This window comes from Mesorhizobium sp. WSM2561, assembly GCF_000513915.1.
Lineage (GTDB): Bacteria > Pseudomonadota > Alphaproteobacteria > Rhizobiales > Rhizobiaceae > Mesorhizobium > Mesorhizobium muleiense.
The window spans coordinates 60,631-72,929 of record NZ_AZUX01000004.1; the positions used below are offsets into that span (position 1 = coordinate 60,631).

Sequence of the window (12,299 nt, forward strand, 5' to 3'; positions counted from 1 at the left end):
TGCGTCAGCCTTCCGCCGGCAGTGTCACGACGAAACGCGCGCCCTTGATCTCGCCGGGTTTGGTGCCCGGGATGTTCTCGGCGGTCAGCGTGCCGCCATGGGCTTCGACGATCTGCCTGCTGATCGACAGGCCAAGACCCGAGTTCTGGCCGAACGCCTCGCCGGCCGGCCGGTCGGTGTAGAAGCGCTCGAAGATGCGGTCGATGTTGTCGGCCCTTATACCGGGACCATTGTCGTCGACGGTGATGATGTTGACCTTGCCGGCGCGCGCCAGCGATATGGCGATGTGGCCGCGCTCCTCAGGAACGAAGGAGCGGGCATTCTCGATCAGGTTGGTGATGACCTGGCCGATCCTCAGGTCATGACCGGCGACAAAATAGCCTTTGACGCCCTGCGGCAGTTTGGCGACCTTGAACTCGATGTCGACCGTCTTCTTGTTGCGCGTGGCCGTGCGCGAAACGTCGACCAGATCCGTGATGAATTTCTTGAGATCCACGGTTCCTGCGTCTTCGCGCGCGAGCTCGGCGTCAAGGCGGGAGGCATCGGAAATGTCGGTGATGAGACGGTCCAGCCGCCTGACGTCGTGCTGGATGATCTCCATCAGCCGGGCGCGCGACGCCTCGTTCTTGGCCAGAGGCAGGGTCTCTACCGCGCTGCGCAGCGAGGTCAGCGGGTTCTTCAACTCGTGCGATACGTCGGCCGCGAAACTTTCGATCGCCTCGATGCGGGCGTAGAGCGCATTGGTCATGTCGCGCACGGCGATCGACAGATTGCCAATCTCGTCCTGCCGATCGGAGAAGTCCGGGATTTCCTCGCGATTTTTGACACCGCGCCGCACCCTGACCGCCGCCGCCGACAGCCGGCGCAGCGGGTTGGCGATGGTCGAGGCAAGCAGCATCGACAGGATGGCGGTGACAAGGGCGGCGATACCGAAGACGCGCAGGATCGCCTTGCGCTCAGCCGCGACGATCTTGTCGATGTCGCCGCCTTCCGTCGACAGCATCAGCACGCCGAGGACGGCGCGGAAGCGCTGGATCGGCACGGCGACCGAAACAATCTGCTCGCCCTGTTCGGAGATCCGCACGATGGTCGACGGGCTGCCGGTAAGCGCCTTGACCACCTCCGGAAATGCAGCGCCGTTGCCGCCCGGCTGCTCATGGTAGACCGGCAGCGCGGTGTTGCGGAAGAAGTCGAAGACGAATTTCTGGATTCGCTCGAGAAGATCGGGCTCTTCCTTGTCGGTCGGCGGCAGATCGTAGCGAAGGATCTGGCCGCGCGAATAGAGGTGGCGCGAATCGAGCAGCAGATTGGCATCGCGGTCATAGATCCGGGCGCGCGTCCGCGTCGGCGAAATCAAGCGCCTGAGCACCGGCGCGACGCGCTCCGGATTGATTGGAAAGTCCAGATTGTCGAGCTGATCGGAGCCGGGGCCCAGGCTTTCGCCGGCCTGCAGTTCAAGCAGCTTTTCCGGATCGATGCTGATCGAATCGGTCTCGACCGTCGCCGATGCCGCGATCGCGCCGGCGATGATCTCGCCCTGGGTCATCAGGCTCTCGACGCGGGCATCGATCAGCCCGTCGCGAAACGTGTTGAGGTAGAGAATGCCGGTGACCAGGACGGCCAGGCCGGCGAGGTTGAGGAAGAGAATGCGCCGCGTCAGGCTGGAAAAGATATGGTGGCCGAGGAAGCGGCGCATCGGCACCGTGATCCTCGACAGGAATGCGGGCAGAATCCGCGACGGGCGCCGGGCGCCCGTCCGTCTCACTCGCTCTACGTCCACTGCCATCGAATAGCAGCCCCCGCTCAGTCCTGGTTTTTATGCATGTCGGTGTCCCAAAACCGGGACCACTTTTGGGCGACATGCATTAAGTTTGAGCATGTCGGTGTCCCAAAACCGGGACCACTTTTGGGCGACATGCATTAAGTTTTGAGCATGTCGGTGTCCCAGAACCGGGACCACTTTTGGCGACATGCATCAATTCATGCTTCGCGAAACCGATATCCGACTCCGTAAAGGGTTTCGATCATCTCGAAGTCATCATCGACGGCCTTGAACTTCTTGCGAAGCCGCTTGATGTGACTGTCGATGGTGCGGTCATCGACATAGACCTGCTCATCATAGGCCGAATCCATCAGCGCATCACGGCTTTTTACCACACCGGGGCGTTGGGCCAGTGAATGCAGGATCAGGAATTCGGTGACGGTAAGCGTCACCGGCTCGCCTTTCCAGGTGCAGGTGTGGCGCTCCTGGTCCATGACAAGCTGGCCGCGCTCAAGCGAGCGGGCCTGCTGGTTGGGCGTCTTGGCCGACGCCTCGCGGGCGCTGGCACGGCGTAGCACGGCGCGAACCCGCTCGACCAGAAGACGCTGCGAAAAGGGTTTGCGGATAAAGTCGTCGGCGCCCATCTTGAGGCCGAAAAGCTCATCGATCTCGTCGTCCTTGGAGGTCAGGAAGATCACCGGCAGGTCGGATTTCTGGCGCATCCGGCGCAGAAGCTCCATGCCGTCCATGCGCGGCATCTTGATGTCGAGGATGGCGAGATTCGGCGGGCGCGCTGCCAGGCCTTCCAGCGCCGACGCCCCATCCGTATAGGTTTCGACGCGATACCCCTCCGATTCGAGGGCGATCGACACCGAAGTCAGAATGTTGCGGTCGTCGTCGACAAGCGCGATTGTTGCCATTTCAAGTGGCTCCCTCATGAGCTGTCCCTTCTTTGGTCGAGAAGGGGCTTTTGCAGGACAAATTAGGTACAAAATGTGGCACAGGCTTCGTCCGCTGTCACGAGCGGCATGCCGGCGGCCACAATCTCACCTCAACATGGATTGGACCGATACAGACCGCCAATCCTTTGGGCACCCGCCTGATTTTTCGCACATATAAACGATTTAAACAACTTTCAAAATATTTAAATCGATTAAATATTTGATATCATTTGGCTTTTCTGGTTCTGACCGTTACAGTCTCCATCGTTGGGGGCTCCGGAAGTTCGCCGGCCAGGATGCTGCAATCGAAGAAGGAACCCCTCATGTCGGAAGCCGGCAAACGCAATCCCGCATGGGCGATCGACCGGATCGGCCTGAAAACCACCGGCGCGGTGTGCTATAATTTCGGCGAGGCCGTCCTTTACGAGGAAGCGATCCGCCGCGGCGAGGCCCGGCTCACCGCGCATGGCGCGCTGGTCGCCGAGACCGGGCAGCACACCGGCCGCTCGCCCAAGGACAAATTCGTCGTGCGCGACGAGACCACCGGGCCGCATGTCTGGTGGGACAACAACAAGTCGATTTCGCCGGCCCAGTTTGACACGCTGCTCGCCGATTTTCGCGTCCACGCGGCGGACAAGGATCTTTATGTGCAGGACCTGGTCGGCGGCGCCGATGAGGACTTGAAGCTGACGACCCGGGTCGTCACCGAGCTTGCCTGGCACTCCTTGTTCATCCGCAATCTGCTCATTCGCCCGCAAGCCGCCGAGCTCGAGCATTTCGTGCCCGAGTTGACGATCATCGACCTGCCGTCGTTCCGTGCCGATCCCGTCCGCCACGGCACCCGAACCGGAACGGTGATCGCCGTCGATCTGACGCGCATGATCGTGCTGATCGGCGGCACCTCCTATGCCGGCGAAATGAAAAAATCGGTGTTCACCGTGCTCAACTATCAGTTGCCGGCGAAGGGCGTGATGCCGATGCACTGCTCGGCCAATGAAGGCGCCGGCGGAGACGCGGCCATCTTCTTCGGCCTCTCGGGAACCGGCAAGACGACGCTGTCGGCCGATCCGTCGCGCACGCTGGTCGGCGACGACGAGCACGGCTGGGGTCCGCATGGCATCTTCAACTTCGAAGGCGGCTGCTATGCCAAGACGATAAAGCTCTCGGCCGAAGCCGAGCCGGAGATCTTCGCCACCACCCAGCGCTTCGGCACGGTGCTGGAGAATGTGGTGCTCGACGCCGGCCGCGTGCCGGATTTCAACGACGGCAATCTCACTGAAAACACGCGCTGCGCCTATCCGCTCCACTTCATCCCCAACGCCAGCAAGACAGGCCGCGCCGGTCACCCGAAAAACATCATCATGCTGACCGCCGACGCATTCGGCGTGATGCCGCCGATCGCCCGGCTGACCCCGGCGCAGGCGATGTATCATTTTCTCTCCGGCTACACCGCCAAGGTGGCAGGGACCGAAAAGGGCGTCACCGAACCCGAAGCGACGTTTTCGACCTGTTTCGGCGCACCGTTCATGCCGCGCCATCCGTCGGAATACGGCAATCTGCTTCGCGAGCTGATCGCCCATCACGGTGTCGATTGCTGGCTGGTCAACACCGGCTGGACCGGCGGCGCCTACGGCACCGGCAAGCGGATGCCGATCAAGGCGACGCGGGCGCTGCTCGCCGCGGCGCTCGACGGCTCGCTGAAAGGGGCCGATTACCGGACCGACGCCAATTTTGGTTTCGAGGTGCCGGTGGCGGTCGCGGGCGTCGACCGTGCCATTCTCGACCCACGATCGACTTGGGCCGATACCTCAGCCTATGACCTGCAGGCGGCGAGGCTGGTCGGCATGTTCGCCGTCAATTTCGAAAAATTCGAACCTCATGTCGACGCCATCGTGCTCGGCGCCGCGCCGCGCATGCGCGAAGCCGCGGAATAGTCGCCGCTGCGTCTCGAGACACCGGACCGGGGATCGGGAACGCCTCCGGGACCGGGATCGGGAAGGCCCGACCCGGGGGAAGGCCCGACCCGGGCCTTTTCTTTTTTCGTTCGCCGCGCCATGACTGCGGCATGAACGCCGACGACAAGATCATCATTGCCGACGATGCGGTGATCCATCCGGATGACCTGCACGAGGACTTCATCCGCTCGTCCGGCCCCGGCGGCCAGAACGTCAACAAGGTGGCGACGGCCGTGCAATTGCGCTTCGATGCAGCGAATGCGCCTGGCCTGTCGGAGCGCGTCCGCGAGCGAACCATTAAGCTGGCCGGCCAGCGCGCCACCAAGGACGGCGTCATCGTCATCGAGGCCGGTCGCTTCCGCACGCAAGAGCAGAACCGGGCGGACGCCCGGGCGCGGCTTGCGGAACTGGTCGCCAGGGCCGCCGAACCGCCGCCGCCGCCGCGCAAGAAGACGAGGCCTTCGAAAGGCGCGGTCGAAAGGCGGCTGAAGACCAAGGCTGGGCGCGGCACGATCAAGAAGCTGCGCGGTCGGGTGGACGACGATTGACGCGCGTCCACCCGGACGCAAAGGGTGCGCGCTCGGGCAGCCACGCATGGTGCTTTTCCAAAAATCGATTCCGAGTTCTGGGCCGATGCGGCAGGCGCGACATCGATCGCGGTCGAGACCGCTTCCAATTCGAGGTTGCAGGTGGCAAGTTCGGTATTCGTCACAGCAAGGAGACCGCAGATGGGCATGTTTGATTTCGTCAAGGGCGTCGGCAAGAAGCTCGGCTTCGGCGACGATGAGCCGGAGCCGACCGCCGATACGCTGAAGAAGGAACTCGATTCGCACGCGCTCGGCACCGACAATGTGGAAGTCGACGTCAAGGGCGATACGGCTGTGCTGAAAGGCGTGGTCAAGGATCAGTCGATCTTCGAAAAAGCCATCATCGCCGTCGGCAACACGCTCGGCGTGTCCAAGGTGCAGGCGGATGAATTGCAGGTCGCCGCACCCGAGGCCGGCACGCCCGCAGCCCCGGCCAAGGAACCGACCTTCTACACGGTCAAGAAAGGTGACAATCTCTGGAAGATCGCCGAAAAAAGCTATGGCAAGGGCAAGGGTGCGAAGAACACGATCATTTTCGAGGCCAACAAGCCGATGCTGACCGACCCGGACAAGATCTATCCAGGGCAGGTCCTGCGCATCCCGGACCTCGATCAGGCCTGACCAGATCGAGCCAGATCGGCAACAGCAATCGACAATGGCGGCGGCTTTCGGGTCGCCGTTTTCGCTTGATGGTGGCATTCTGGTCGTTTGCAGACCAACGGATCAAGCGACCATGCTCGTTCTGCCCAAAGGCGTCCGCCACATGCCGCTCTATCTGTCCCGCGCCGTGCAGGAAGCGCTGGTCGAGGATGTGAGGCAGGTCGTGCAGGAAGCGCCGCTGTTCGTGCCGGCGATGCCGCGCACCGGCAAGGAGATGAGCGTGCGCATGACCAATTGCGGTTCGCTTGGCTGGGTCACCGACAAGCAGCACGGCTATCGCTACCAGCCGACGCACCCGGTAACCGGAACGCCCTGGCCGCCGATCCCGGACGTGCTGCTGGAGCTGTGGCGCGAGGTGTCTGCCTATCCCCATCCGCCGGAGGCTTGCCTGGTCAATTTCTATTCGCCCGACGCGAAGATGGGCCTTCATCAGGACCGCGACGAGATCGATTTCTCTGCGCCGGTCGTCTCCGTTTCACTGGGCGACGATTGCCTGTTCAGGGTCGGCCAGAGCACGCGCGAAGGCGGCACCAAATCGTTCAGGCTGAAAAGCGGCGACGTCGTCGTGCTTGGCGGCGAAGGCCGCCTCTGTTTCCACGGCGTCGACCGTATCTATCCGTCGACCTCGGCACTGCTCGGGAATGGCGGGCGGATCAATCTGACGCTGCGGCGGGTGACCTATCCTGGCTAATGCTGTCGCGCAAAAGCGCGGACTTTCAAGTCGAGCCGTATCGCCGCCCATCACTTTTTTCAGGCATCGGATTTTCCCAAAACCGGCACCCGCTTCGTGTCACGGCCGAGGCCCGCGACTGAGCGACCGGAAAGATTGCCGCGACCGCATAGGCGGCGACGGAGGCTGTGGCCGGTGACAGGTCGCTTGACCCGGCACTGGTGAAGAGGCCGGCGCAAAGCGCATAGAGGACTGTGGCCGCAAGTCCTATCGAGGCGAATTTGAGAAGCCGGCGCGGAGCGTTCCGCGCCAGGCGGAAATGTCAGGCCGGCGCAATGCAGGCATATTGATCACCGGCTGCTCCCGACAAATGCTCTGGAATTGCAATCGAACGATAACGGGCACTGCCTGAAGCGCGTCGCGTTTGACCGGCCTCATGCGACGCGCTTCAAGTTGTTGTTTTATGCATGTCGTTACCGCAAAACCGCTGCACACTTTTGCGCGACATGCATTAAAGCGCCGTTAACCGCTTTGTTACAGCTTCCTGAGCGCCACTTCCTCGACCAGATGATTGGCGCCCTTGCGCAGGATGAGATCGGCGCGGGCTCGCGTCGGCAGGATGTTCTCGCGCAGATTCTTCAGATTGATGTTGGCCCACAGGCCTTCGGCGATGGCGCGGGCCGCTGCTTGCGAAAGTTGCGAATAGCGGTGGAAGAAGGAGTCCGGATCGCGGAAGGCGGTCTCGCGCAGCCGCATGAAGCGGGCGATGTACCATTGATGGATCAGTTCCTCTTCGGCATCGATATAGATGGCGAAGTCGAAGAAATCCGACAGGAAAGGCACGATCTTGCCGTCCTTTGGCAGCTTGCCCGGCTGGAGGACGTTGATGCCTTCGAAGATCAATATGTCCGGCCGGTCGATGGTCTGGAACTCACCGGGAACGACGTCGTAGGTCAGGTGCGAATAGACTGGCGCGCGGACACTGCGCTGCCCCGATTTGATGCCCGACAGGAAACGCAGCAGGGCGCCGACATCGTAGCTGTCGGGAAACCCCTTGCGCTCCATCAAATTGTTGCGGCGCAGGATTTCGTTGGGAAGCAGGAAGCCGTCGGTGGTGATCAGATCGACCTTGGGGCTCGACGGCCAGCGCGCCAGCAATTCCTTGAGGACGCGCGCCGTGGTCGATTTGCCGACCGCGACGGAGCCGGCAATGCCGATGATGAAGGGCGTCTTGACGACATCCACCGCGTTGAAGAAGGCTTGGCGCTGCCTGAACAGCAGTTGGCTGGCCTCGACATGGGCCGACAACAGCCGAGATAGTGAAAGATAGATGCGCTTGACCTCTTCGAGGTCGACCGGATCGTTGAGCGAACGCAGGCGACGGATCTCGTCCTCGCCGAGCGTCATTGGCGTGTCGGCGCGGAACTGCGACCATTCTTCCGCCGAGAAAAAACGGAAGGGCGAATATTTCTCGGTGGGGGCGAGCTGGTCCATCGAGTTTCCTGCCCTCCGCAGCGATCAGCGCCGAGACGCCTTTTCGGCGATGCCCGAACGACCGGTGCGGCGCTCGAGTTCGGTCAGGACATCGGCAAGCGGAACGCCGGCGACGCCCAGAACGACGAGCCAATGATAGATGAGATCGGCGCTTTCCGAAACGAGGGCTTGTCTGTCACCGCCAACGGCCGCGATCACCGTTTCGACCGCCTCTTCGCCGAGCTTCTGCGCCGCCTTGTCGATGCCACGTGCGAACAGCCTTGCCGTCCACGAATCCGGATCGCCGGAATGCGCGCGTTCCCTGATGATTGTCTCCAGATCGGAGAGCGAAAACTCAGCCATGGCGCCATCTATTGTTTAAGCATGATCTTTTCCGAAACCGGTTTCCCCCTCTTGGCTGGCGCGGACCTTCGGTTCGGGATCATGCTTTAGAGCCGATCCCCTGACGAGTCCAGTCGCATCGGCAGGCCGGCTCGGGCCATGTGCGACTTGGCTTCAGCAATGCTGTACGTGCCGAAATGGAAAATCGATGCCGCCAGCACCGCGCCGGCATGGCCGTCGCGAATGCCCTCGATCAGGTGATCGAGCGTGCCGACGCCGCCGGAGGCGATGACCGGCGCACGCACCGCGTCGGCGACCGCGCGGGTGAGCGCGATATCGTAGCCGGCCTTGGTGCCGTCGCGGTCCATCGACGTCAGCAGAATCTCGCCGGCGCCGCGATCGACCATCTGCTGAGCGAATTCGACCGCGTCGATGCCGGTCTTCTCGCGGCCGCCATGGGTGAAAATCTCCCAGCGGTCGGCCTCGCCTTCGCCTGACACTATCTTGGCATCGATGGCGACGACGATGCACTGGTTGCCGAACTTGTCGGCCGCCTCGGCGATGAAATCGGGATTCCTCACCGCCGCCGTGTTGATCGACACTTTGTCGGCGCCGGCCAAAAGCAGCTTTCTTATGTCGGCGACCTGGCGCACGCCGCCGCCGACGGTCAGCGGCATGAAGCATTGCTCGGCGGTGCGGGCGACGATGTCGAAGATGGTCTCGCGATTTTCGGACGAGGCGGTGATGTCGAGGAAGCAGAGCTCGTCGGCGCCGGCGGCATCATAGGCCTTGGCCGCTTCGACCGGATCGCCGGCATCGATCAGGTCGACGAAATTGACGCCTTTGACGACGCGGCCGTTCTTGACGTCGAGACAGGGGATGACGCGGGCTTTCAGCATCAGATCCTCGCATGCGCGGCAAGAAAATCGCCAAGCAATTGCCCAACGACAGGCGGAACCTCGCCTTTGGCGTCAAAGGCAGGATCGTAGGCGGACAGGGTGATGCCGACGATCGGGATCGACTTGGCCAGCCCGCAAACCAGTTGCCGCAGCTGTTCCGGGTTTGGACCTCCCGGCAGCGCATAGCGGTTCACTTGCAGCACATCCGGATCGTGAACATCCAGATCAAGATGCAAATGCGCTTGGGCCGCGCCGGCCGCCTTGAGCTTTCCGACGTTGTCGAGTGCATCGGTCAATTGGGCGCGAATGATCGGCAACGTCTCCAGAAGCCGCTTTTCGTCTGGATCGAGGTCGCGCGCGTCGACCAGCATGCAGCGCGACGGGTCGATCGCCTGGAAGCCGGGAATGGCTGACGTCATCGGCCGCCAGCAGAGCCCCAGCGTCGTCGCCAGCGCCATGCCGTCGAGAAAGCCGTAGGCCGACGTCTCGGGCGTGTTGAGATCGCCATGCTGATCGATCCAGATGATCGAATCAGCGGCGTCGCCGGCCACCGCACCGGCGGCGGTCAGGCAATTTCCGGCGAGCACGATGGGAAAACGCTCATCGTCGCGCGCCATGTCGACCTTGGTGGCGACTGCCCGACAAACCGCGAAACCTGTCGCGATTTCGCGTCTCTGGGCATCGCCGACCTCGCCGATGTCCTCGACGATGACATCATGGCCGCGCAAGGCAAGTTCATCGACAAGGCCGCCGGCAATGATGGCGTCGGGGCCCTGGCCAAAGCCGGCGTGGTAAAGGCCGCTGTCATAGGGTGCGAGGATGATCGAAAGTTTCATCGCGCCCTCGCCCTCTCCGGTCCGGCCGCCAGGATCGCCAACGCCTCGGCCGGGTCGATACGTCCGTCATAAAGTGCACGCCCTGAGATGGCGCCTTCGAGCATTTGCGCATCGGGCATCGTCATGCGCACGATGTCGTCGATCGAGGCGAGCCCGCCGGAGGCGATGACCGGGATGGACACGGCGTCGGCAAGATCGATGGTGGCGTCCCAGTTGATGCCGGTCAGCACACCGTCGCGGTCGATGTCGGTGTAGATGATGGCGGCAACGCCGGCGCCCTCGAACTTCTTCGCCAGTTCGATGACGCCGAGACTAGAGGCCTCGGCCCAGCCCTCGACCGCCACCTTGCCGCCCTTGGCGTCGATGCCGACGGCGATCTTGCCGGGGAATGCCTTGCAGGCCTGCCTGACCAGATCCGGATCGCGCACCGCCACCGTGCCGAGAATGATGCGGGCCAGGCCGCGATCGAGCCAGTCCTCGACCTGCGCCAGGGTGCGGATGCCGCCGCCGAGCTGCACCGGGTTTTTCGTTGCCTTGAGAATGGCGCCGACCGCCGCGCCGTTGACGCTCTGGCCCTTGAAGGCGCCGTTGAGGTCAACGACATGCAGCCATTCAAAGCCTTGTTGCTCGAAAGCCCTGGCCTGCGCGGCCGGGTCGTCATTGTAAATCGTCGCGGTCGCCATATCGCCGTGCTTCAGGCGGACGCACTTGCCGTCCTTGAGGTCGATGGCCGGGAACAGGATCACCGTTCAGGCGCCTTCAACAATGACGAAGTGACCGGTCGAGGCGGCAAGCCTGTACTTCAATGCCTCCCGGTATTCAGGCGATTCGTAGCATTCTATCGCCTTGTCGTAGGACTCGAACTCGACCAGGACGTGGCGGTTGCCTGTCGGCCCTTCCGGGTTCGCATAACGCCCCGCCCGCACGGGAAACTTCGCGCCATATTTCGCAAAAGCCGCCGCGTTCGCCTCGATATACTGCTTGTAGCCCTCGGGATCGCGGACATCGACCATCGCCATCCAGTAGCCTTTCTTGCTCATTTTCTTAGGGCCTCCAGCGCAGGAAATTGGTGATCAGCGCCAGGCCAAGCGCCTGGCTCTTTTCGGGATGAAACTGCGTGCCGGCGAGATTGTCGCTGATAACAGCAGCTGTAACCGGACCACCATAGTCGGCAATCGCCAGCACCTCGTCCGGCTTCTGCGCGTCGAGATGGTAGGAATGAACGAAATAGGCGTGCAGCCCCTTGCTGCCGGTCGGAATGCCGGAAAACAGCGGATGCTTGCGCGTGAGCTCGATCGTGTTCCAGCCGATCTGCGGGATTTTTAGCGCAGGATCGGCCGGGGTGATCTCCTTGACGTCGCCGGCGATCCAGCCAAAGCCTTTTGTGACAGTCTTTTCCAGGCCCCGCTCCGACATTAGCTGCATGCCGACGCAGATGCCGAGAAACGGCCGCGCCTTGACGATCGCGACCTCCTCGACCGCCTCCCACATGCCGGCCACGGCGCGCAGCCCGGCCGCGCAATCGGCATAGGCGCCGACGCCGGGCAGCACGATGCGGTCGGCGGTTCTGACACGCTCGGCATCGGCGGTCAGGTCGATGGCGGCGGCGATGCCGGCTTCGTGCGCGGCGCGCTCGAAGGCCTTGGTGGCCGAGCGCAGGTTGCCCGAGCCGTAATCGATGATCGCGACCCGCATGTCAGGGTCTTCCCGGCGTGTGGGTCAGTCCGAGCACCATGCCAGTCTGTGCCGGCCGGGCATGGGCAGCGTCCGGAACGATGCGCGGCACTGGCGCTGGCTCATCCGCATGCGCTTCGGCTTCCAGCACATAGCGCGTATCGGCATCGTCGAGCCTGTCGGCCTCGACGATGCCCCATTCGTGCCAGCCACGACTGCGCAGTGCGGCGATCCGCAAGGCCTGCCCTTCCAGCCCGACATAGAGCGATACCAGCAGCGACAGCAGCGGGCCGGCCAGCCCAAGGCTCAGCCCTTCGGCAAGCATCGAAAGCAGAGCCATGGCGACAAACGCCAGTGCTGCCTCGATCCACAACCGGTGCCAGAGCAGCCATAGCGGCGGCACGAGGAAGCCGAGCCAGGAAAACCCATCACGGACAAAGGCCGTTGTGTCCGGCTTTTTGCCGCGGCCCGGCGGTTCCATCACGACATAGACGGCCATG

Annotated in this window: 14 protein-coding genes; 4 read left to right on the forward strand and 10 right to left on the reverse strand. The window is 62.8% G+C overall.

The features are described from left to right. Nucleotides 1-4 precede the first annotated feature (4 nt). On the reverse strand, nucleotides 5-1,786 hold the full coding sequence (locus M727_RS0106775; protein WP_023796908.1) for a sensor histidine kinase: 1,782 nt from the start codon (nucleotides 1,784-1,786) through the stop codon (nucleotides 5-7). A 194-nt stretch (nucleotides 1,787-1,980) separates the two neighbouring features. Beyond that, nucleotides 1,981-2,682: a response regulator transcription factor gene (locus M727_RS0106780; RefSeq protein ID WP_023796909.1), complete on the reverse strand. Its 702-nt coding sequence runs from the start codon at nucleotides 2,680-2,682 to the stop codon at nucleotides 1,981-1,983. Nucleotides 2,683-3,026: 344 nt separating this feature from the next. Here M727_RS0106780 and M727_RS0106785 point away from each other — a divergent pair, with 344 nt between their 5' ends. The 4 genes from M727_RS0106785 (at nucleotide 3,027) to M727_RS0106800 (ending at nucleotide 6,596) form a co-directional block, all read left to right on the forward strand. After that, nucleotides 3,027-4,637, forward strand: coding sequence for a phosphoenolpyruvate carboxykinase (locus tag M727_RS0106785; protein ID WP_027152040.1), 1,611 nt, complete (start codon nucleotides 3,027-3,029; stop codon nucleotides 4,635-4,637). A 131-nt stretch (nucleotides 4,638-4,768) separates the two neighbouring features. Then, nucleotides 4,769-5,206, forward strand: a complete 438-nt coding sequence (gene arfB, locus M727_RS0106790; RefSeq protein WP_027152041.1) for an alternative ribosome rescue aminoacyl-tRNA hydrolase ArfB — start codon at nucleotides 4,769-4,771, stop codon at nucleotides 5,204-5,206. 180 nt (nucleotides 5,207-5,386) lie between these two features. Further along, complete coding sequence (lysM, locus tag M727_RS0106795; protein WP_027152042.1) at nucleotides 5,387-5,866, forward strand: peptidoglycan-binding protein LysM; 480 nt, start codon at nucleotides 5,387-5,389, stop codon at nucleotides 5,864-5,866. Nucleotides 5,867-5,978: 112 nt separating this feature from the next. Beyond that, nucleotides 5,979-6,596: an alpha-ketoglutarate-dependent dioxygenase AlkB gene (locus M727_RS0106800; protein ID WP_027152043.1), complete on the forward strand. Its 618-nt coding sequence runs from the start codon at nucleotides 5,979-5,981 to the stop codon at nucleotides 6,594-6,596. Nucleotides 6,597-7,109: 513 nt separating this feature from the next. On the opposite strand, the gene coaA is transcribed toward M727_RS0106800, so the two are convergent. The 8 genes from coaA to M727_RS0106840 all read right to left on the reverse strand — a co-directional run bounded on the left by coaA (nucleotide 7,110) and on the right by M727_RS0106840 (nucleotide 12,298). Continuing rightward, complete coding sequence (coaA, locus tag M727_RS0106805) at nucleotides 7,110-8,069, reverse strand: type I pantothenate kinase (protein WP_027152044.1); 960 nt, start codon at nucleotides 8,067-8,069, stop codon at nucleotides 7,110-7,112. A gap of 24 nt (nucleotides 8,070-8,093) precedes the next feature. After that, nucleotides 8,094-8,411 carry a phosphoribosyl-ATP diphosphatase gene (locus M727_RS41405; protein ID WP_027152045.1) on the reverse strand — a complete coding sequence of 106 codons (318 nt, stop codon included), beginning with the start codon at nucleotides 8,409-8,411 and terminating at the stop codon, nucleotides 8,094-8,096. Nucleotides 8,412-8,497: 86 nt separating this feature from the next. Continuing rightward, complete coding sequence (gene hisF, locus M727_RS0106815; protein ID WP_027152046.1) at nucleotides 8,498-9,292, reverse strand: imidazole glycerol phosphate synthase subunit HisF; 795 nt, start codon at nucleotides 9,290-9,292, stop codon at nucleotides 8,498-8,500. Next, the gene (locus M727_RS0106820) at nucleotides 9,289-10,125 is read right to left on the reverse strand and encodes an arginase family protein (RefSeq protein ID WP_027152047.1); all 837 of its coding nucleotides are present in this window, start codon (nucleotides 10,123-10,125) and stop codon (nucleotides 9,289-9,291) included. Before M727_RS0106820 ends, hisF begins: the two co-directional genes overlap by 4 nt. Further along, complete coding sequence (gene hisA / locus M727_RS0106825; RefSeq protein ID WP_027152048.1) at nucleotides 10,122-10,871, reverse strand: 1-(5-phosphoribosyl)-5-[(5-phosphoribosylamino)methylideneamino]imidazole-4-carboxamide isomerase; 750 nt, start codon at nucleotides 10,869-10,871, stop codon at nucleotides 10,122-10,124. Before hisA ends, M727_RS0106820 begins: the two co-directional genes overlap by 4 nt. 3 nt (nucleotides 10,872-10,874) lie before the next feature. Continuing rightward, nucleotides 10,875-11,165, reverse strand: coding sequence for a DUF1330 domain-containing protein (locus M727_RS0106830; RefSeq protein ID WP_023796919.1), 291 nt, complete (start codon nucleotides 11,163-11,165; stop codon nucleotides 10,875-10,877). Between the two features lie 4 nt (nucleotides 11,166-11,169). Next, nucleotides 11,170-11,820, reverse strand: coding sequence for an imidazole glycerol phosphate synthase subunit HisH (gene hisH / locus M727_RS0106835; protein ID WP_023796920.1), 651 nt, complete (start codon nucleotides 11,818-11,820; stop codon nucleotides 11,170-11,172). A 1-nt stretch (nucleotide 11,821) separates the two neighbouring features. Beyond that, the gene (locus M727_RS0106840; RefSeq protein WP_027152049.1) at nucleotides 11,822-12,298 is read right to left on the reverse strand and encodes a DUF2628 domain-containing protein; all 477 of its coding nucleotides are present in this window, start codon (nucleotides 12,296-12,298) and stop codon (nucleotides 11,822-11,824) included. Between the last annotated feature and the right edge of the window lies 1 nt (nucleotide 12,299).

Excerpts from the sequence above, each read along its gene's own strand:
- M727_RS0106775 (WP_023796908.1), bottom strand. The coding sequence starts at position 1,786 with ATGGCAGTGGACGTAGAGCGAGTGAGACGGACGGGCGCCCGGCGCCCG.
- M727_RS0106780 (WP_023796909.1), bottom strand. The coding sequence starts at position 2,682 with ATGGCAACAATCGCGCTTGTCGACGACGACCGCAACATTCTGACTTCG.
- M727_RS0106785 (WP_027152040.1), top strand. The coding sequence starts at position 3,027 with ATGTCGGAAGCCGGCAAACGCAATCCCGCATGGGCGATCGACCGGATC.
- arfB (WP_027152041.1), top strand. The coding sequence starts at position 4,769 with ATGAACGCCGACGACAAGATCATCATTGCCGACGATGCGGTGATCCAT.
- lysM (WP_027152042.1), top strand. The coding sequence starts at position 5,387 with ATGGGCATGTTTGATTTCGTCAAGGGCGTCGGCAAGAAGCTCGGCTTC.
- M727_RS0106800 (WP_027152043.1), top strand. The coding sequence starts at position 5,979 with ATGCTCGTTCTGCCCAAAGGCGTCCGCCACATGCCGCTCTATCTGTCC.
- coaA (WP_027152044.1), bottom strand. The coding sequence starts at position 8,069 with ATGGACCAGCTCGCCCCCACCGAGAAATATTCGCCCTTCCGTTTTTTC.
- M727_RS41405 (WP_027152045.1), bottom strand. The coding sequence starts at position 8,411 with ATGGCTGAGTTTTCGCTCTCCGATCTGGAGACAATCATCAGGGAACGC.
- M727_RS0106820 (WP_027152047.1), bottom strand. The coding sequence starts at position 10,125 with ATGAAACTTTCGATCATCCTCGCACCCTATGACAGCGGCCTTTACCAC.
- M727_RS0106830 (WP_023796919.1), bottom strand. The coding sequence starts at position 11,165 with ATGAGCAAGAAAGGCTACTGGATGGCGATGGTCGATGTCCGCGATCCC.
- hisH (WP_023796920.1), bottom strand. The coding sequence starts at position 11,820 with ATGCGGGTCGCGATCATCGATTACGGCTCGGGCAACCTGCGCTCGGCC.
- M727_RS0106840 (WP_027152049.1), bottom strand. The coding sequence starts at position 12,298 with ATGGCCGTCTATGTCGTGATGGAACCGCCGGGCCGCGGCAAAAAGCCG.